The 21,234-nt window shown below is 35.5% G+C and carries 17 protein-coding genes and 1 pseudogene; 14 read left to right on the forward strand and 4 right to left on the reverse strand.

Annotated features, from left to right (window positions below):
- Positions 1 to 1,598: Rib/alpha-like domain-containing protein (locus HF969_RS09000; RefSeq protein WP_247599307.1), on the forward strand; the 1,598-nt coding region annotated here is incomplete at its 5' end.
- Between the two features lie 212 nt (positions 1,599 to 1,810).
- On the opposite strand, the pseudogene HF969_RS09005 reads toward HF969_RS09000, so the two are convergent.
- Positions 1,811 to 2,934: pseudogene (locus HF969_RS09005) on the reverse strand (IS256 family transposase).
- Positions 2,935 to 3,151: 217 nt separating this feature from the next.
- Here HF969_RS09005 and HF969_RS09010 point away from each other — a divergent pair.
- The 3 genes from HF969_RS09010 (at position 3,152) to HF969_RS09020 (ending at position 4,923) form a co-directional block, all read left to right on the forward strand.
- Entirely contained in the window at positions 3,152 to 3,592 is a 441-nt protein-coding gene (locus tag HF969_RS09010; protein ID WP_090290431.1) for a LytTR family DNA-binding domain-containing protein, read from the forward strand.
- Positions 3,593 to 3,604: 12 nt separating this feature from the next.
- On the forward strand, positions 3,605 to 4,042 hold the full coding sequence (locus HF969_RS09015) for a DUF3021 domain-containing protein (RefSeq protein WP_090290432.1): 438 nt from the start codon (positions 3,605 to 3,607) through the stop codon (positions 4,040 to 4,042).
- 185 nt (positions 4,043 to 4,227) lie between these two features.
- Entirely contained in the window at positions 4,228 to 4,923 is a 696-nt protein-coding gene (locus HF969_RS09020; protein WP_210727925.1) for an SDR family oxidoreductase, read from the forward strand.
- 177 nt (positions 4,924 to 5,100) lie between these two features.
- Here the strand turns inward: HF969_RS09020 and HF969_RS09025 are convergent, their stop codons facing one another.
- Entirely contained in the window at positions 5,101 to 7,827 is a 2,727-nt protein-coding gene (locus tag HF969_RS09025; RefSeq protein WP_090290434.1) for an ABC transporter ATP-binding protein/permease, read from the reverse strand.
- Positions 7,828 to 8,033: 206 nt separating this feature from the next.
- Between HF969_RS09025 and HF969_RS09030 the strand changes: the two genes are divergently transcribed.
- From HF969_RS09030 to allB, 10 genes are all read left to right on the forward strand, one after another.
- Entirely contained in the window at positions 8,034 to 8,663 is a 630-nt protein-coding gene (locus HF969_RS09030) for a TetR/AcrR family transcriptional regulator (protein WP_090290435.1), read from the forward strand.
- Complete coding sequence (locus HF969_RS09035; protein WP_090290436.1) at positions 8,660 to 9,520, forward strand: ABC transporter ATP-binding protein; 861 nt, start codon at positions 8,660 to 8,662, stop codon at positions 9,518 to 9,520. Before HF969_RS09030 ends, HF969_RS09035 begins: the two co-directional genes overlap by 4 nt.
- The gene (locus HF969_RS09040) at positions 9,520 to 10,629 is read left to right on the forward strand and encodes an ABC transporter permease (RefSeq protein ID WP_090290437.1); all 1,110 of its coding nucleotides are present in this window, start codon (positions 9,520 to 9,522) and stop codon (positions 10,627 to 10,629) included. Before HF969_RS09035 ends, HF969_RS09040 begins: the two co-directional genes overlap by 1 nt.
- A gap of 13 nt (positions 10,630 to 10,642) precedes the next feature.
- On the forward strand, positions 10,643 to 11,644 hold the full coding sequence (locus HF969_RS09045) for an ABC transporter permease (protein WP_090290438.1): 1,002 nt from the start codon (positions 10,643 to 10,645) through the stop codon (positions 11,642 to 11,644).
- 204 nt (positions 11,645 to 11,848) lie between these two features.
- Positions 11,849 to 13,102 carry an ABC transporter substrate-binding protein gene (locus HF969_RS09050; RefSeq protein WP_090290439.1) on the forward strand — a complete coding sequence of 418 codons (1,254 nt, stop codon included), beginning with the start codon at positions 11,849 to 11,851 and terminating at the stop codon, positions 13,100 to 13,102.
- Between the two features lie 110 nt (positions 13,103 to 13,212).
- Positions 13,213 to 14,082, forward strand: a complete 870-nt coding sequence (locus HF969_RS09055) for a carbohydrate ABC transporter permease (RefSeq protein ID WP_090290440.1) — start codon at positions 13,213 to 13,215, stop codon at positions 14,080 to 14,082.
- Positions 14,075 to 14,920, forward strand: coding sequence for a carbohydrate ABC transporter permease (locus HF969_RS09060; protein WP_090290441.1), 846 nt, complete (start codon positions 14,075 to 14,077; stop codon positions 14,918 to 14,920). Before HF969_RS09055 ends, HF969_RS09060 begins: the two co-directional genes overlap by 8 nt.
- 261 nt (positions 14,921 to 15,181) lie before the next feature.
- Positions 15,182 to 16,408 (forward strand): allantoate deiminase, encoded by a 1,227-nt coding sequence (allC, locus tag HF969_RS09065; RefSeq protein WP_090290442.1) that lies wholly within the window; start codon positions 15,182 to 15,184, stop codon positions 16,406 to 16,408.
- 23 nt (positions 16,409 to 16,431) lie between these two features.
- The gene (gene allW, locus HF969_RS09070; RefSeq protein ID WP_090290443.1) at positions 16,432 to 17,880 is read left to right on the forward strand and encodes an allantoin permease; all 1,449 of its coding nucleotides are present in this window, start codon (positions 16,432 to 16,434) and stop codon (positions 17,878 to 17,880) included.
- Positions 17,881 to 17,921: 41 nt separating this feature from the next.
- Positions 17,922 to 19,286: an allantoinase AllB gene (gene allB, locus HF969_RS09075; protein ID WP_090290444.1), complete on the forward strand. Its 1,365-nt coding sequence runs from the start codon at positions 17,922 to 17,924 to the stop codon at positions 19,284 to 19,286.
- Positions 19,287 to 19,389: 103 nt separating this feature from the next.
- On the opposite strand, the gene HF969_RS09080 is transcribed toward allB, so the two are convergent.
- Together HF969_RS09080 and HF969_RS09085 are read right to left on the reverse strand one after the other, a co-directional pair.
- Positions 19,390 to 20,322, reverse strand: a complete 933-nt coding sequence (locus tag HF969_RS09080; protein WP_090290445.1) for an AEC family transporter — start codon at positions 20,320 to 20,322, stop codon at positions 19,390 to 19,392.
- 23 nt (positions 20,323 to 20,345) lie between these two features.
- The gene (locus HF969_RS09085; RefSeq protein WP_168427206.1) at positions 20,346 to 21,185 is read right to left on the reverse strand and encodes an alpha/beta hydrolase family protein; all 840 of its coding nucleotides are present in this window, start codon (positions 21,183 to 21,185) and stop codon (positions 20,346 to 20,348) included.
- Positions 21,186 to 21,234 lie beyond the last annotated feature (49 nt).

The following is a 21,234-nucleotide window of genomic DNA, read 5'->3' on the forward strand; positions in this document are numbered from 1 at the left end:
GTTCAACTGAAATTATCCCAGTGCCTGTGACTGTGACAACACCAGAAACACCCCAAAAGGATGATTACACCCCAGCGGTAACGCCAGAGGTGATTGAAGCCGGTGGCACCATCGATTTAACAGACAACGTGACCATCCCAGGATATGTAGTGGATCCAAAACATCTAGGCGCCCCAATCCTTAAGGACATTACGCCAGAGGGACAGATCGATCCCAATCAACCTGGTAAGTACACAGGCATTGTAGAAGTGACTTATCCAGATGGTTCAACTGAAACTATCAAAGTACCAGTAACAATTTTAGCTCCTGATATGCTCGAAAAGGATGTTTACGTTCCAGCTGTTACGCCAGAGATCGTAGAAACAGGCGGTACGATTGATTTAACGGACAACGTGACCATCCCAGGTTATGTAGTGGATCCAAAACATCCAGGCGCCCCAAGATTTGAAGATATTACATCAGACGGTTCAATTGATCTTAATAAACCAGGCACATATACTGGTCAGGTGAAGGTAACTTATCCAGACGGTTCGACAGAAATTGTGGATGTATCAGTTACTGTAATTAAACCAACCTCAGGTAAAACCCAAGCAGATAAGTATGAGCCTTCCGTAATGCCTGAAGAGATCATGGCAGGTGGAACAGTAGACTTAACAGACAATGTAACGATTCCAGGATATATAGAAGATCCTAAGTATCCAGGTCAGCCAACCTTTGAAGATGTAACACCTAAAGGAGCAATTAACTATACTAAACCAGGCACATATACTGGTCAGGTGAAGTTAACTTATCCAGACGGTTCGACAGAAATTGTGGATGTGACAGTTACTGTAACTACACCAACCCCAGGTAAAACCCAAGCAGATAAGTATGAGCCTTCTGTAGCGCCAGAAGTGATTCAACCAGGCGGAACAGTAGACTTAACAGACAACATAACAATTCCAGGATATGTAGAAGATTCTAAATATCCAGGACAACCAACCTTTGAAGATGTAACACCTAAAGGAGCAATTAACTATACTAAACCAGGCACATATACTGGTCAGGTGAAGGTAACTTATCCAGACGGTTCGACAGAAATTGTGGATGTGACAGTTACTGTAACTGCACCAACCCCAGGTAAAACCCAAGCAGATAAGTATGAGCCTTCCGTAACGCCTGAAGAGATCATGGCAGGTGGAACAGAAGACCTAACAGATAATGTAACGATTCCAGGATATGTAGAAGATCCTAAGTATCCAGGTCAGCCAACCTTTGAAGATGTAACACCTAAAGGAGCTATTGATTCTACTAAGCCAGGTAGGTATATCGGTTTAGTTAAAGTATCTTATCCAGATGGTTCAACAGAACTTGTTGAAGTTCCAGTGATTATTTCTGCTTCAGATTCAAAATCAGGGGACAATGGAGAAGACGAGGTTAATGGTAATATGAGCAAACCTGAAAATTCTAATGACTCATCTTCCAAAGCAGGAGTTTTACCGAAAACGGGAGAGTCTGATCAACTTGTTCTGTTTTCAGGAGCTGCTCTTTCAGTACTAAGCGGATTAGGATTGTTGACAATCGAAAAGGAAGTAAAAAAGAAAATTAAAAATGATTGATTCGATCATTTTAAATATTCTTTGTAATATGAGAAAAGACCAGGAATTAAAACCTGGTCTTTTCATTTTTCTATCTTATGAATTGAGATTATAATTTGTATTCATATCATTTTTAAAGAATCTTGATGGTAATGTATTTAATATAATATACTATGATAGATAGTCAAGTTCATAATCTTGTGTAAAATAGTATACAATGTTTCTACGCTTTCTTACTGATTAAATTTGATATACTTTCTTGTGGAACTGAGCCATTCGTCATGCGTGTCCATCAGGACAGCACCAATTAATCGATTGGCTGACGCACGGTTAGGAAAGATACGAATAAACTTTCCTCTTCGGCGCACTTCTTGGTTCAATCGTTCAAGAAGATTGGTGCTTTTTAATCGATTGTGACCTCTACCCATTACGGTGTATTGAAAGGCTTCTTCGAAGCCATTATCTAAAGTCTCACAGGCTTTTGTATCGTTCGTTTGATCGATATAGTCTGTAATCAGTCGATTTTTAGCCTCTCGTGCGAGGTTAATATCTGTAAACTTAAAGATAGCTTTCACTGCTTCACGAAAAGGTTTTGCGTTTTTCTTGGGAAGGGTCGTAAAAATATTTCGTAAGAAGTGAACCTAACATCTTTGCCAACTTGCGTTGGTAAACGACTGACGGATCGCAGCGACCAAGCCTTTATGGGCATCAGAAATGATGAGCTCAGTTCCTTGGAGACCGCGTTCTTTGAGATGTTCAAAGAAGGTAGACCAGGTGTCGTCACTTTCTTCGTTTTGAATCATAAAGCCAATAATTTCACGCTCACCCTCATCGGTTATGCCAATCGAAATATGGCAGCTTTTAGAAAGTACCCGATGGTCTTCTCGAATCTTTATATAGAGAACATCGGTCATTAGATAAGGATAATGAGCGGCTGAGAGTGAACGGTTCTGCCATTCATTGACCAATGGATCTAACTGCTCAGTTATGCTGCAAACAAAAGATTTCGACACAGACTTTCCGCAAAGCTCTTCAACAATTTTAGAAACTTTGCGCGTAGAAACGCCTAGTAACGCTCAAACACCGTCGGTGAAAAATCGCCATCACGCGTTCTTGGTACCTTTAAGCGAGGTGTGCCTACTCGCGTTGTAAAGTCTCGTTCATAATAGCCATTTCTTTGGCTCTGACGACTTTCTGATCGTTGGTAGTCATCCGCTTGAATATATTCTGTTCGTTGATTCTTTATCAACTGATTGAATACTGTCGACAAAATGTTTTTAGATACATCCTCTTTTACCGAATGTTCAATAATGCTTTGAACCTCTCCGCTATTCAGTGTAAAATGTACTTGGGTCATACAAAGTTCTCCTGGGCAAGTTTTGTGGTAAAAACATTGTACCTTAAAAGGAGCTTTATATGGCCTTTTATCTTATGCACAATTATATGGCCTTTATTTAAAATTAATTGATTTAATCCATACATCCTTTATAAACGACCGTTTATCGAAACTTTATAGAGAAAGAGTTAAATTTTCCATAGAATGAACTTAAGAATTAAAACAAAGGGGGCTAAAAATGAAATTAGAAATAAAGATTGATCCAGGTATAGATGAGACGCTTGTCAAAATATTCGCAAATTCAGTCAACTCCGAGGTTACTTTGATCCAAAGTTTACTTGAATCACCATCGCTTCAAAGAATTATAGGTTTTCAAAATGAAGTGGTTCGTATACTTGAACCACGAGAGATTATTCGATTTTATACAGATAATAAAAAAGTGTATGCTCAAACAGAAGAATCGACTTATTTAGTTCGTTTAAGGATGTATGATTTGGAAGAACGTTTTTACTCAAAGTCTTTCCTTCGAATTTCTCAAGGAGAATTAGTTAATTTAGACTATGTTAAACGCTTAGACTTGTCTTATAAAGGAACGATTGCGGTGGAATTGACAAATGGTGATATTTCATTTGTTTCCAGAAGAAGTTTATCGAAATTCAAAGAATTTTTAGGTATATAAGGAGAGGATATTATGAAACATTTAAAAAAATTTTTCTGTAGTGGATTTATGGGTATAGGAATTGGTTATTCAATGAGTCTCTTATTTTCCTTCTTTCATGGAGAATATTCACCAGGCGTACCTAGTTTTTTAAATCAATATGATTCAGTACTTAATGCAGTCGCCATTCAAACCCTTGTTTATTTGATTTTGGGACTCGTTCAAGCATATGCTTCAATGATAATGGAAAATAAAAATAGGAGCTTACTCCTCAATACCATTCTTCACTTTCTTGTGATTTTACTTCCTCTTTTGGGAGCTAGTTACTTTTTACATTGGCATCGTAACCTAGTTAGTCTTATCTTAATTGCTCTAATGGTGACTTTTATCTATTTTGGCATATGGATTGTCAACTATTTACATATTAAGGCACAAATAGAGCAAATTAATCAGAAAATTTCAAAAAATTAAAAATTAATGAGAAAGCGTAGTTAATAATAATTGATTCTATTAAACTATTTGTTTTGACCAGTCGTCGAAGCAAATAGTTTTTTGCCTCTCTATTATTGAATTTATTTAGACTTGTATGCCTCTATCTATTAGGGTAGGCTGTATGTGTAAGTTAAAAGACTACTTTTATAAAGGAGACTATGATAGTGGGAAATAAAAAAAATATCATAATTACAGGTGCTGGTAGTGGATTGGGAGCGTCATTAGCCATTAAATACAGTCAATTGGGGAATCATGTGATCTTAGTTGGTCGTACCAAAGAGAAGTTAGAAAGAGTAGCCCAAAGCTTTAATAATATCAATTATTCAATCTATATGCTTGATGTGTCGTCTGCAAGCGAAGTTACAGAAGTCTTTGATAAAATAGTAAAAGACAACCAATCGATTGATATGTTAATTAATAATGCGGGTGTAGGTTATTTTGATTTAGCAGAAAATATTACTTCAGAACAAGTAAATCAAATGTTTGATATAAATTTAAAAGGCACTATTTATTGTACCCAACAAGTGCTAGGCCCAATGAAAGAAAGAAATAGGGGTTCTATTATAAATATTGTTTCGACAGCGGGTGTCGAAGGAAAAGTTAACGAATCTGTATATTGTGCCAGTAAATTTGGCGTGAAAGGATTCACCGAAAGTATTATCAAAGAAATGGCTGATAATGATATTCATATTCATGGTATTTATATGGGCGGGATGAACACGCATTTTTGGGGCGATGAGTTACAAGATGAAAGTGAAACAGGCTTAATGAACCCGGATGACATAGCAGATATTATTATCGCTAATACAGAGATACGTAAAAACATTAATGTTCCAGAAGTTATTATTAAGAACTATTAAATTGTAATAACTATATCATTCGTCGTATTAATAAAAAAATGATAGATAGTAAATAAGTAAAAAACTAAAGCCTTATCAATGTATCGATCCCCGGAAGTTAGATTTTTATCTAACTTCCGGGGATCGGTCTGTATATGAATATTTGAAAAGTATTAAATAAATGAACCTTCGAGTGAATCATTCCGATCTTAGAGCTTCAACAGGATTTTTACGTGAAGCTTGTTTTGCGGGAATTAAACCTGCAATAAAGGATAAGATGACACTTAAAAGGATGAGAATTAGACCGTTTGTGAGTGAAAGACTCATGGCTACATCACTATCAATCAAATTAGATAAGAGCTGGTTGATCGGAGGATGCAGTAAATAAGTAAAGCCAATACCCAATAAACCAGAAAGTAAGCCAATGATAATTGTCTCAGCATTGAAGACAGTTGAAATATTTCGCTTGGAGGCACCAATTGCTCGTAAGATACCTATTTCTTTGGTTCTTTCTAAGACAGAAATGTAGGTAATGATACCAATCATAATGGAGGATACTAATAAGGATACACTGACAAAGGCAATCAAAACATAAGTAATGACATTAACCATTTCGGTGACAGAAGACATAATTAAGCCTGTAAAGTCGGAATAGGTAATTTTTTCTTCATCATCAACCGTTTGATTATAATCTTCAATAGCGGACGATATAGCTTCTTTATCAGCAAAATTATCAGCATAGATGTTAATAGAAGAAGGAGAATCTAGATTAATCACACCAAATTTTTCCATATTATTATCAAAACTTTCCGATGCAATTGCGTTTTCATAAATACTTAAAAGATCTTCTTCTTCGAGATTATCCACTAATCTTTCGAATTGCTCGGCAAAATCACTTTGATTATCAAGATTTGCTGACTCATTTGAGATAGGATCTTGATCGATGGTTTGTGTTGCTTGGAATGTATTCATGAATTCGGTTTGTTCTTTTAAAGAAAGATTAGCTAAGTATTCATAGGTGTCTTTAATTTTTTCTTTTATAGTATCTCTTTCGAAAGGCAAGCCGGTTAAAACATTGATAGTAGGGTTTTCTTTTTGGTAGACAACAACGTCACTTTGACTATTATATTTAATTAAATAATCTCTTAAAGCACGTGTATAGGCTAATGGACTAGTGATCACTAGCGTCTTTGCATCCTCTTTAGGTTTAAGAACACCTACTATTTTAATTTTTATTCCTTTTTCTTCAACTAAATTTTCTAGAGATTTTGAGTCTTCTTTTAAATCACGGAAGACATTTTTGTCACCTTCTATGTAATACTCACTAGAAGGAAGAATGAAGAAAGGTTGAGTAGTAATTGTTTTCAGATCAACTTTTTTCTCTTCTAATTTTGGTTTTTCTCCTTTATTTATTTGATCCAAAATTTCTTGATATTCTTTGATGGGAAGAAAGCCTAGTTCATATAACTCAGAGAGATTCATTTCTTGACTTTCGTTCACTTGTAAAACAAGCTCATCATATTTTTCAGGCCACTTACCATACACTACTTGATAATTCTCTTTTATAACCGGACTAATTAGTCCTTTACCAGTATCCGGCATTAATTCACTTATTTTTTTGTGATCGGTTCCCATTGAACCTGAAGGGCCTTGAAATTGATCAAGTTGAGGTTTTTCATCGGAAAAAGAACTACCATCGGTATTAATAAGAATATTTTCTTCATCATACGTAAAAAGATCAAAGTTAAGGGTATAGGAATAAACAATTCCATTTTTGCCCACGTAAGGTTTGATATTATTGTCGGTTTTTTCTAAATACTTTTTAAAAGAACTTAAGTTATTATCTTTTAAAGATGAGTTAGCAGTGCTCATTCGCTCAAGTGAATTGGAATTAGAAGTCACAGCCTTAGGGTCTAGCGGTGTGGAAAGATTATTTCTTGAAAAAGATTGCGGATCTTGTTCGTCTTGAGATTCAAATAGACCATTTAAATCAAATGACTGACGATCGATCGTAATCGGATAGGATACCATCGTTTCTTCTTGAACTTTTTTAATGTAGTTATTTACTCCTGTTGAAAGGGAAAGGATTAATGCAATCCCAATAATTCCAATCGAACCAGCAAAAGCAGTCAGAAAGGTTCTGGCTTTTTTTGATTTTAAATTATTAAAACTCAAGGATAAGGCAGTGAGGAAAGACATGGCGGACTTGCCCATGTTTTCATGCTTGCCATCGGTCACTTCGTTAATAGTTAGAGGGTTGGAGTCCGAAATAACTTTACCATCTTGGAGTTCGATAATGCGATTGGAGTATTCGTTGGCTAGTTCTGCATTATGAGTGACCATTACTACTAATCGATCCTTAGCAACTTTTTTCAAAAGGTCCATTATTTGTAGGCTTGTTGTTGTATCTAAGGCACCCGTCGGCTCATCAGCTAATAAGATATCCGGTTCATTGACTAAGGCTCTAGCAATTGCGACTCGTTGCATCTGGCCACCGGACAATTGGTTGGGTTGCTTATTAATATGATCTTCCAAACCAACTTCTTTTAAAGCCTTAATAGCTTTTTCTTTACGTATTTTAGTTGAAATTCCAGAAATAGTTAAAGCTAATTCAACATTGGAAAGCACTGATTGGTGGGGAATTAAATTATAACTTTGAAAGACAAAACCGACCGAGTGATTTCGATAAGAATCCCAATCCTTATCTTTATATTCTTTAGTGGAAATACCATCAATAACAATATCACCACTATCATAGCGATCTAAGCCGCCAATAACATTGAGTAGAGTCGTTTTTCCTGAACCACTGTGACCTAAAATAGAAACGAATTCATTATCTCTTAGATTAAAACTTACATCATCTAAGGCCTTTTGCTTTAGAGTGCCGGTTTCATATATTTTTGTAATATTTTTTATCTGATGCATAATATGCTAGCTCCTTATTGTATAGAAATGATCAAGAATTAAATATAATTAGAAAACATGATGAGTATATCATTTCTTTATGGGTATAGATAAAGTGACATTTCATCTATTCACTCAAAAAACAGATTGACCCTATCGGTCAGTCTAAATTATAATGGTCTTGACCATAAGGGTCAATGAGTATTTGACAAGGAGCCAGTTTGAGGATGGAAGAAATAGACAAGATCGAATCAAAAAGAAGAAAAGCGATTATCAATAGTGCGATGAAGGAATTTTCAGAAAATAACTATCAAAAAGCTTCGACAAATACAATTGTACAAAATGCGGGCATATCGAAAGGGCTTTTGTATCATTATTTTGGTACCAAGGCCAATTTGTATAGGTACTTAGCAGAATTTGCGTTTAAAATTGTTGAGGAAAAAATAATTGAAGGCTTGGATTGGACACAAAAAGATTTATTACTACGTTTAAAACAGATCGCAATGATTAAGTTTCAAGTTTTTGAAGAGTATCCTTACTTGGTAGATTTTTCTGTAAAACTATTCCAAGATAAATCAATCGATAAAATGATGCGTCAAAAGCCAACCTTTCCGCTGGATTTATACAGGCAGATTTATCAAAAGAATATTAACCACTTTTTATTTAAAGACGAAGTGGATGAAAACAAAGCGATTCAAATTATTCAATGGACTTTTGAAAAGCAGAGTGAAGAATGGTTGGAAAAGTTTAAAAAAATTGATCAGACATTTGATCTAAAGATTATTGAAGACGAAGTTAATCAATATATTGATTTATTAAGAATTGCTTTTTATAAGGAAGGAGAAAATAATCTATGATTGAGGTTAGAAATTTATCTTATTCCTATAATGGAGATGAAACATATCAGGTCAAGAACGTCAACTTTAAAGTAAAAAATGGTGAAATTTTTGGCTTCCTAGGTCCTTCAGGAGCAGGTAAATCAACCGTTCAAAATATTTTAACGGGTCTTCTCCCTTTAGAAAATGGTAAAGGAGAAGTGAAGGTGGCCGGCTACGATATTCGCGATTCTTCTAAAAAACGTTTTAATGAAATAGGAATGAGTTTCGAGCAGTCCAATGTCTATAGTAAGTTAACTGCAAGAGAGAATTTAGCATTTTATAGTAAATTATTTGACGTTCCAACACTTGAGCCTGATTTTTTATTAAAAATGGTAGGGTTAGATGGAAAAGAAGATATTAAGGCTGGAGAATTTTCTAAAGGGATGAAACACCGATTAACTTTTGCACGTTCCATGACTAATCAACCAAAACTCTGGTTTCTTGATGAACCCACCACCGGACTTGATCCTTCGATTGCAGCTAAGATTAAAGAAATTATTAAGCAAAAGAATGCCGAAGGCACGACCGTTTTTCTAACCACTCATAATATGGCGATTGCTGATGATTTGTGTGATCGTGTCGCCTTTATTGTAGATGGGGAAATTAAGTTAATCGATTCCCCAGAAAATTTAAAACTCCAATATGGTGATAAAGTTGTATCAGTTACCTATATAGACGGTGGTGAAGTTAAAACACGAGTGTTCTCCTTTTTAATAGAAGAGGATAAAAAAGCCTTACAAGCGCTTATCGATCAGTATACGATTCAAACCATGCATACCAAAGAAGCCACCCTTGAAGAGATTTTTATTAAAGTGACGGGAAGGGGTTTGAAATAATGAAATTCCTTTATAGCTTTATTAAGGAGTTGAAATTAGCTTCACGAGGATTTTACTTTTATATTGAATTATTAATGGCATTGCTGATAGTGGCTGTCTTTCTTTTTGCAGTTCCGGAAAATTTTAATCAAAAGAAGACAGAGTATATTTATTTAGATATGCCGACTGATTTAAAAAAAAGCTATATTCAAATGCTTACAAAGGATCAACCGAATATTATTAAAGAGCAGGTCAAAATAAAGATTAATAAAGAAGATAAAGAGGTTACTGAATTTCATGTTCAAGAAAAAGTGATAACTCTTTTGAATAATCGGCAAGAGGCAGAATACCTGGCAGCTAAAGAACGCAAAATCGTGGCAATTATCCATTTAGATGAACAGCAAGAATTATCCTATGAATATTTTTTGCAAGGCTACGAATCCGCTAGATTTAAAAATCTTTTAAAAATTCTACCTATGAATCCGGTAGAAAATATAGAAACAGCGATTCAAAAGCAGGATGTACGTCCACTTTCTAGTGATTTTGATGTGCTATCAGATAAGGAAAACATACTTCCGATGGTTTTAGTTTTAAATGGTGGTTTGATGGGTCTATTTATGATTGCTGCGTATATCTTTTTAGATCGACAAGAAGGTGTAATTAAAGCTTATGCACTTACCCCTTCTCCTGTTTGGCAGTATTTATTGAGTAAAATAGGAGTCATAATAGTTACATCGATCGCTTCAAGTTTCATTGTTGTTTGGCCTATTATGCAAAATAAACCCGATTATCTTTTACTGCTTGGATTATTGATTTCAACCACCTTTTTTGCCTCTTCACTCGGTTTATATATCGCTAGTTTCTATCAGAACATTATGCAGTCCTTTGGTGTTTTTTATGCTTTGATAATGCTAATGATTGTTCCTAATATAGCCTATTTTATACCGAGTTGGAGTCCTTTATGGATCAAGCTGATTCCTAGTTATTATATGTTAGCAGGTTTTAAAGCAGCTTTAATTGGTAATAATGCTTGGTTGTCTGTTATAAGCATTTCGTTAGGTTTTCTGATATCTGGCTTTCTGATCTTTTTACTGGCAAATAAGCGTTATAAAAAGATTCTGATAAATTAAGGGGAGTGATAAAATGCTGAAAAGAATCTGGATTATTTTTAATAGAGATTTAAAGGTTAATGCAAAAGATGCGCTTTCTCTTTATATTTTGTTGATTCCCTTTCTTTTGGGGCTAGCGATCAATCTTTTTTCTCCCGGCATTACGGATACCAGTATCCGATTTGCTTTGATTGAAGGTGAAAATCAGGATCATGTCGAATATTTCCAACAATTTGCTAAAGTTGAACTCTTTAAAAATGAGGAAGATATAATAAAGAGGGTTGAGAAAAGGGATGCGATCATTGGAGTTATTCCTGAAAAAGGAAATTATTATTTAATGACTCAAGGGAATGAACCTGAAGAAATTATTGATTTTGCTAAGTTGCTGAAAAGTTTTTATGAGCGCGGTGTGTCCATTGAAAATTCAAATGTAAAATTAGTCGAATTAGATCGAAAAGTACCACCTCTAAAAAAGACAATGGTTAATCTATCTATTCTTATGATTTCAATTTTAGGGGGAATGTTAATTGCTCTCAATATAATTGAAGAAAAAACTGATAAAACCCTGAGCGCCATCTTTTTGACTCCAACAAAGCCTAGTAGCTATATTTTAGGCAAGTCATTAATCGGAGTTTTTTTATCAATCTTTGGATCGATTATTTTAGTTGTCATTACTGATTTTGGTGGAATTAATCTCTTGCAATTAGTAGTGGTTACCTTAATCACAAGTCTGTTAAGTATTATAATTGGTTTTATCGAAGGGTTGACTAATGATGATGTTATCGGGGCAGCTAGTAGCATCAAATTACTGTTTTTACCGTTAATAGCGGCTGTTATAGCAACCGAGCTTTTAAGTCAAAAATGGCAGAAATTCTTTTACTGGGATCCTTTTTATTGGGCCTACAAAGCGAATGATTTGATTCTTTCCCAGACAGGAAGTTGGAGGCGAGTTTGGTTGTATAGTGGACTGGTCCTCCTGATTTGTGGGGGAATATATATTATTTTAGCCCCTCAGATCAAAAAAAGACTTCATTAATAAGTTTTCTTCGAATAAAAAATTACCGACTTAGATTGGGTTTTAAGTCGATTTTATGTTGTAAATACTCACAGGAGACTTTTTAAAATAATCGCATGGCTAAGCATATTGTTAAAAAAGATTTAGAAGATGTGATAATCTTAAAATAATAGCTAATTATGAGCTTTATAATTCGTTACCAATTAAGAATAAAGGAGAAATTAAATGAAGAAAAAACTAAAAACGATATTAGCTGCATCGCTATTCTTTTCAACAATGTTCGCGCCAATAACAAGTATGGCTCAAGAGGAAAAAGAACCTGTTGAAATTAGCTTCATGATTCCAGACTGGGGTGCTCCATCAGAAGAGATGCTGGCAGCTTTCGAAGAGGAGTCTGGTATTAAAGTCAATGTCCTCCCAACAGGGTGGGATGATATCCGAGATAAGTTAGCTATCGCAGCAGCGAGTGATACAGTAGCAGCGGATGTCTTCGAAGTCGATTGGTCTTGGATGGGAGAATTCACTAGTGCAGATTGGTTAGCTCCAATTGAATTAGAAGATGCTGATGAGTTTCCCGCAATTGGACAATTTATGGTAAATGACACTATCTATGCGGTGCCGTATGGAAATGATTTCCGTGTCGCTTATTATAATACAAAAATGTATGAGGAAGCTGGATTAAAAGAAGAACCTAAGACATGGGATGAAGTGATTGAACAAGCTAAAAAAATAAAAGCAGACGGAGTTGTCGAATACCCTGTATCGATCCCTCTCGGTGCGGAAGAAAATTTGACGACTTCTTTCTTATGGCTCGCCTATACACTTAGTGGGAAAGTCTTTAATGACGATAATACTTTGAATGAAGAAGCTACTCTTGATGCTTTAAAGATCTTTAAAACACTAGTCGATGAAGAATTGGTAAATCCAGGGAATGTAAATAGTTCAGGGATGGATGCTTATGGCCAAATTTCTACTGGTGATACAGCATTCATGGTAGGACCATCCTCTTATGTTGGACGTGTAAATGATGAAGAACAATCGTCAGTGGTGGGGCAAGTCATGCCAATCTTATTGCCAGGAAAAGAAACGACTTCAGAAAAAACGGTTCCATTTCAAGAGGCAGTCGGTATTTCACCAAACACTGAAAATATGGAAGCAGCTCAAACATTTGTTAAATGGTATACTTCTGAGGAAACTCAATTAGAATTGTTTGAGGTTGTAGGAGCTTTACCTACTCGTCTTAACATTTTGCAACAATTAATTGATGAAAATAAAATTGAGAACACTGGTGCAATGATTGAATTAGCTGAAATGGCAGAATCTCCCTTCCCTAATGGTGTGCCTGAATACTACTTTGAAATGAGTATTGAAATTTATAATACAATCAATAAAATGGTAACTACAGATCAAAGTGCTGAAGATGCAGTCAAAGAATTAGTTGAAAAAGTAAACAACATTGTTGAAGAATACGCAGAATAGTAAAAATAGATCTAGGTGTAACATCTTTACACCTAGATCTAAATCTTTAATGGTTGATTCCTGTGTTGTTGAAATAGGAGATAAATCAACGATTAAAAGAGGAGTTTAAAATGAAAAAATCTAAAAAAGCAATCTTTTTAATTCTACCTATGATGGTCTTAATGGGGCTCTTGGTTTATTTACCAATTATTCGAACATTTTTTTATAGTCTGCATGCTTTCAAACTAAGTCGGCCGGATCGCTTCAAATTCATAGGTCTAGATAATTATAAAGAAGTTTTACTTTCAAAAGATTTTCACCACGCTTTTGAAAATAGCTTCACCGTTTTTATCTTAGTTGTTGTCTTAACGATAGTCTCAAGCATTATAGTGGGGCTTATGTTAAATAAACGAACCGCTATGAGTCCTGTCTTGACAGGTATTGCTATCATACCGTGGGCCTTGCCCCCTTTAGTCAATGGCATTGTTTGGCAATTTATTTTTCACCCGAGCTACGGTTTTATGAATAAGTTATTGATGAGTTTGTCCATTATTGACCAGCCAATTGCTTGGATTAATAACCGGTTTTTACTTTTAATGGTCGTTTCAATGGTAATTGCTTGGCGCGTGGTTCCGTTTTGTGCCATTTTAATTCTTGCAACACTTCAAACCATACCAAAAGAAATCTATGAAGCTGCCAAAATGGATGGGGCGAATCGATTTACGGAATTTTTTTATATAACTTTAAGAATGATTTTTCCTACTCTTTCAATCGTTTTAATTCAAGCAACCATGGCAGGATTAAATGTTTTTGATGAGGTTATTTCTTTAGTCGGTTATCGCTATGAGGGACAAACGCTCTTAATTTATAATTACTTAAATACCTTTAGTTTTTTAGATTTCGGCTTAGGTTCCGCAATTACCTATATTATAATGATTTTTTCTGGTATCATTGGGTATTTTTATATTCGTTCACTAAGATTGGAGGGAGGATATGCGTAAGAAACAACGGTTGGATTGGTTATATCTGATAACAGTGATTGTTTTTTTACTATTTACACTCGGACCACTTATTTGGACTTTTATTGTCAGTGTGACACCTAAAGCAGAATTGATGAAGATGGATAGTCACTTTCTTCCCAGCCAGGCTACCTTTGAAAATTATCAGACTTTATTTGATCCCACTGAAAAAGCGCATGAGACCGTTTTTAACGGATTAAAGAACTCTCTAATTAGCTCTGTTTATACCTTAATCATTGGGGTTCCTCTAGCGGTACTTACTAGTTATTCGATGGTTCGCTTCCGGTTTAAGTTTCGTCGAGTTCTACTGCGATTTTTTTTAATAACAATTGTTATCCCAGTCTTTACTACTATTATTCCCATATTTGCCATATTTTCAAACTATCATCTCTTAGATCAACTGTTTTGGATTAGTGTCATTTATGTTACCGCTTTTTTACCACTTACTACATGGATGTTGATCACCCACTTTAGCAAAATACCTAAAGAGATTTGGGAAGCAGGAGAACTAGATGGGTGTACAGAGTGGCAACTTTTTTGGCGGGTGATACTTCCTTTATCTCGACCCGCTATTATCACTTGTGTGTTAATCTTGTTATTAATGAGTTGGAGTCAATTCCAAATCCCGATGATTTTAACTTCATCGCAAGATAATAAGGTAATTACTTTGGTTTTGTCGGAGTTCATGACTCGTGATGCCATTGAATTTAGTATGATTGCAGCATCTGGATTACTAGCTATTTTGCCTCCAGCTATTATCACGATGATTTTTAGAAAAGAGCTGGTTACAGGTCTGACAGCCGGATCGGTAAAAGGATAGTTTGTATATATTTTTAATGTAAATGCAAAAAAGTTAAGTTGAATAAGACAAAAAGACATTCTCTTATTTTTAAGAGAATGTCTTTTTGTTTTTATTTCATAGACATTAACAAAAGCATTAGTCAAAACATAGTCAGTCTTTTGTTCACTTTAAACAAATTAAAAAAGTAAGTTAAGCAGATTAAACAATGAGAATGTAACCGTTTTACATTATAATAAATTTACACTATACATCGGGAAAAAATCAGGGAGGGTGCGAACTATGCTAAATATTTCACCAGCAGAAATTGACCGTCAAATGGACTGGATTTCTAGTATTTCAGATAAGGAAGGAAAAGGAACAACCCGCCTTTTATATAGTGAATCGTGGGTTGAAGCTCAAAAAGCTTTAAAAGAATTATTTGAGAAAGCGAAAATGAAAGTTGAGTTTGATGCGGTTGGGAATATGTTTGCGACAGTGGAAGGGAGTGAAACCCCCGAATCTATTATTGCTTCTGGATCGCATATCGATACAGTTGTAGATGGCGGGAGACTGGATGGTCAGTTAGGAATTATGGCTGCCTATTTAGCGATTAAGGGTCTAGTTGAAAAATATGGTCAACCTAAGAAATCTTTAAGAATTGTATCAATGGCTGAAGAAGAAGGATCGCGTTTTCCTTATGCCTTCTGGGGCTCTAAAAACATCTTCGGTCTTGCTAAAAAAGAAGATGTCGAAAATATTAAGGATAATGAGGGAATTCCTTTTGAAACGGCTATGAGAGAAGCCGGTTTTGATTACTTATCAGAAAAACCACATTTTAATAAGATGGATGCTTTCGTCGAGTTGCATATTGAACAAGGAAACTTCTTAGAGAAGGCTGAAAAGAAAGTCGGAATAGTAAATGCGATCGTTGGACAAAAACGTTATACCGTTAAATTAAAAGGCGAAGCCAATCATGCAGGAACTACGCTTATGAAGTATCGTAAAGATGTAGTTGACTGTTATGCCAGAATCGTTGCAGAAATTATAGATAAAGCGAATGAAATTGGAGATCCTCTGGTTGTTACCTTCGGACATGTAGAAATAATACCGAATGTGGTGAATGTGGTGCCAGGTGAGATGGAATTTTCTATTGACACTCGTCATACGGATCAAAAAGCTCTGGATGATTTTGCAAAATTTATTGAAGCCACAATAACAAAACACACTCAGGAAAGAGAAATCAAGCTTGAAATGAATTTATGGATGAATGAGCCACCTGTGCCTATGGATCAAAAAATTGTAGATGTTTTAGAAAAAGTCTGTCAGACAAATAAATTGAATTATCAGGTTATGCATTCAGGAGCAGGACATGATTCACAAATTTTTGCTCCACAAGTACCAACGGCTATGATTTTTGTTCCTTCTATTAATGGAATTAGTCATAATCCAGAAGAACATACAGAAGCAGTAGATATTGTTCAAGGTATCCAAGCCTTGGCAGAAGCATTAAAAGAATTAGCATACTAAATGAACTTTGGAGGAACGTTTTAATGGAACATAAGGATGTCTTAGTAAGACAGGAACAAATTGACGCGTTTAAGGAAAGAGGCTATACGAACGAAGATATTTTACCAAATAAACCAGATCAACGTCACATGTCAACAATTAATTATTTCACCTTATGGATGGGTTCAGTCCATAATATTCCCAATTATCTGACAGTTGGTGGTTTTCTAGCCCTAGGAGTAGCACCAATCCATGTGTTCTTTGCTATTATCCTTGCAGGTCTAGCAGTCGCTGGACTCATGACAATTAATGGTAAAGCAGGATCTATGTATGGTATTCCTTTTTCAATTCACCTTCGCTCTGTGTATGGCAGTGCAGGTTCTAAGTTACCAGGCTTTCTAAGAGGAGTGGTAGCGGCCATTGCATGGTTCGGGGTTCAGAACTATGCGGGTTCTAAGGCTCTGCTGATATTAATTGGTAGAATCTGGCCAGAATTCTTAAATATTGGAGCTGGAACAACTATTTTAGGGCTTTCAGTGCCAGCATTTCTTTCTTTCGTAGTTTTCTTCTTAGCCAATGTCATGATTGGTTTAGGAGGGGGTCGAGTATTAAATAAATTTACAGCCATCCTAAACCCGCTTATATACGTTGTGTTTGGTGGAATGGTTGTGTGGGGCTTAAGAGTTGCTGGCGGATTCGGTCCAATCTTTGACCATGTAACAAACGCAAGTCAGACTGTTAGTACACCGCTTGCCTATCTAATAATTATTGCTTCTACTTTATCAGTGTGGGCAGCCCCAGGGGTAAGTGTTTCTGATTTTACTCAGAATGCAACTTCAACTAAGGCTCAGACAATCGGACAAACATTATCACTCATGGTTGGTTATGTGATCTTTGCTTTTGCTAGTATAACGGTACTAAATGGAGCAGCTATTACAGGAGTATCCCATCAGGGTGATGTATTACAGATAATAAATCAATGGGATTCTATGCCAGCAATCCTACTTGCTTCTTTTGTTTTATTGATGACAACCGTATCGACGAATGCTACTGGTAATATCATCCCAGCGGCTTATCAATTGACCGCTCTATTACCTAAAAAAATTAATTACCGTAGAGGGGTAATTATTGCGAGTATCATTAGTTTTATAATTATGCCGTGGAAATTTATGGAATCAGGAAGTGTCATTCTCGTCTTCTTAAATTATATCGGTAGTTTACTAGGCCCGGTAGCAGGTGTGATGATTGCTCATTTCTACTTTGTTGTTAAACAAAAGATTGATTTGAACTTACTCTATTATTCACCAGAACAAGCAGCAGCTAATCCTTATTCTGGCGTCAATAAAAAAGCTTATATTGCAACCCTTTGTGGTTTTATTGTTTCAATCGTTGGTCAATTTATTCCCGCTCTCGAGTTTCTATCCCAAATATCTTGGATTGATGGTTTTATCGTGGGATTGCTTATTTACTTAGTATTAAATCGTGCGGAGTAATTATTCCGGACGCTTAATAAAAAATTTTAGGAGGTTATTTTATGTCATATGATTTAGTCATAAAGAATGGTCAAGTAATCTTGGAAAGTGGCGCAGTGGTGACAGATCTTGCAGTTAAAGATGGTAAAATTGCTGCAATCGGGGATAATCTATCAGCTGATCAAGAAGTCGATGCAAAAGGCTTAATTGTCAGTCCAGGCATGTTTGATTGTCACGTACACATTACCGAAAACGGAGGTGGTTATCGTGATGAATGGGAAGGCTATGTTACAGGAACATCAGCTTGTGCTAAAGGGGGCGTAACATCCTTCTTAGAAATGCCACTTAACCAAGTTCCAGCAACAACAGATGAAGCGAGTATTCAGGATAAATATCAATCGGGGCAAGGAAAATTAAAAGTCGATGTTTATTCATTTGGGGGTTTAGTGCCTTATAATGTAGAAACCGGTGGCATTCAAGAATTGAATGAAAATGGCGTTACTGCTTATAAATGTTTTATGGCAACCTGTGGTGACCGTTCAATTGATGGAGACTTCCAAAACGTAGATGATTATTCTTTATATGAGGGTATGAAGCAAATTGCTAAAACAGGTAAAGTTCTTTCTATTCACGCTGAAAATGCTGCTATCACTGACCGCTTAGGAGAAAAAGCAAAAGCCGAAGGCAAATTAAAATTATCAGAATATGTTGCGACTCGTCCAGTCTTTACCGAAGTAGAGCCTATTCAAAGAGCAATTTTATTCGCTAAGGAAACTGGTTGCCGCATTCATATTTGTCACGTAGCCTGTCCAGAGGGTGTAGAAGCCGTTATTAAAGGTCAACAAGAAGGTGTTGATGTAACGTGTGAAACTTGTTTACATTACTTGTACTTTACAACTGACCAATTAGATGCAATCGGTAATGTTGCTAAGTGTTCACCACCAATCCGTGATAAAGAAGCTCAAGAGGGTCTCTGGAATTATGTTTTCTCTGGTGATATTATTTCATCTATTTCTGACCATTCACCTTGTACCCCTGACTTGAAAGACAAAGAAAATGCATTTGATGCTTGGGGCGGGATCTCAGGTGTTCAAAATGATGTAGATATATTTTTTGATGAAGCAGTTAATAAACGTGGTATGTCTTTAGAGCAATTTGCACAAGTCATTGCAACTCAACCATGTCGTCGTTTTGGTATCGATGATACTAAGGGTAGCTTATCTGTAGGTAAAGATGCAGATATCGTATTAATCGATCCTAACCAGTCTTATGTACTCGCTGCAGAGGACTTAGAATATCGCAATAAGATCAGCCCATATATAGGTAGTGAGATTGGCGCAACGATTATGGCAACCTATGTCAGAGGCCATGAAGTTTATAGTAAAGAAAAAGGTGTAACTGAAGAATTTGTAGGAGAGTTTAAGTAAGTTAATTTAGGCTAATTTGTTTTCGATAGAAACAAATAGCCCCTAAGGATTAGAAAAATTCTAGTTCTTAGGGGATTTTTAATATTATAAGTTATTATTCAATTTAGAAAAGGAGTGTAATCAGTGGAATGGACACGATCGAAAGTAAAGAAGTCATAAAGACCATCTGACTAGCAAATTCAGGATGATTATCATAGTTTTGTGCAAACATTGCTACATAAGAAGCGGTAGGCATCCCCAGCATAATCGTTGGAATGATCAACTCATAGTTTGAAAAATTTAAAGCTTTCAATGTGAATAAAATTAAAAGCGGGATAAGTATTAATTTGAAAAACGCTTGAACATATAAGAATTTATTAGCGAAGATCTTAGCAACATTACTACGAGATAGAATCAAGCCCACCACAATCATTGCCAATGGTGAAGTTGCAGGACTTAATATGTTTAAAACTTTGTCTACGGGCTGAGGAACCTGCCAACTAAATAAGAAGAAAATAAGTCCCACTAAAATCGATAAAATGCCAGGGCTTAAAACAATTTTTTTCCAATTAAAAACAACTTTGCCAGAACCGTTTCTACCCATTAAGTAAATACCAATTGACCAAGAAACAACTTCAAATAAAAATCCTGCACCGATAACAGCATAAAATAAAGCTTCTTCACCTAATAAATTGCTGACAATGGGATAACCCATAAAGGAGGTATTGGATAGAAGAAGCGCTACTCTAAACACATCCTGTTCCGCAAGTGTCAAATTTGTTCTTTTAGCGATCAGCCAACCTAAGAGTAGCATAAGAATATAACAAACTGTAACAATAATGATAATAGTAAAGGCTCGCTGAACCCTTTCGATGTTAAAATCGAGTTGCATCGCATTAAAAATGGTAGCTGGCATAGTGATATATAAGACGAGGTTGGTGATATCCTTTTGGCCTTGTGCACTGATTAGTTTCCACCTGCCTGCCCAGAATCCAATAATAATAAGAATGAATAAAACCAGAACACTTTGTAAAGTGGACATAAAATCTAATTGCATAATAACATCCTTTCAGAATTTATTTAATGAGCTGAATGGTTGGAGAGCCATTGAATGACTTGTTGATAAATTTCGAGTCCTTTAGTTTTGTCTGTTCGATCAAAATCATGGAGGGTAGAAGGAACTTTTATCAAGATACTTTCTTTAGCAAGCTGATTGATTTGTTTAGATTGTTGAAAAGGAACATCTGGATCTTTATCCGAGTGAACAAGAAGTGTGGGGGGGATATTCTTTATTTGTTCTTTGCTAAGTGAAAAATCTTGGGGCGAATCAGTTAGAAAATCAATCCATGATCCAACTTGTCTGCAATATAAATAAATTAAATAACGTTCACTCTGATTACCGTTAACTATGGGGTGTGATTGAATAAAGGTCTTAATTAATTCTTTGGAGACTTTTGCAGAATTCAGATAATGGGGACTGGGATATAAGAAATTAGCATCATTTAGTTTGTAATAGCCATAAAAACTAATAATACCTTTTATCCAATTAGAAGACATTCTGCTAATAAGTTGCAATGCTAAGTACGCACCAGCAGAGCGACCAAACAAATAATAAAATGGATCTTTTTGACCAACTATGAGATAGCCTTTATCTTGATACCATTCGAGAGTTTTTACTAGAATGCGAATAATTTCATCTAAATTATTCTCAGGAGCGAGTAAATAATCAAGAGCCAGTATGGAATATCCATTATCTGTTAGAAGTTCGAGGTAATCTTGATCTAAGTCCTCTCGGCCACCAAAAATAAGTCCACCGCCGTGAAGATAGATAAGTAAACTATTTTCTGGCGATGAGGCTTTGTAATATGTAGCTGAGATTTTATAATGAGAAGAGTGAAAAATATCAATTATTTGTTTCATGTTGATAATCATCCTATAAATAATGATAAAAAGCTAATTCTTATGAAAT

Source organism: Facklamia miroungae, from assembly GCF_012396555.1.
Taxonomy (GTDB): Bacteria; Bacillota; Bacilli; order Lactobacillales; family Aerococcaceae; genus Facklamia; species Facklamia miroungae.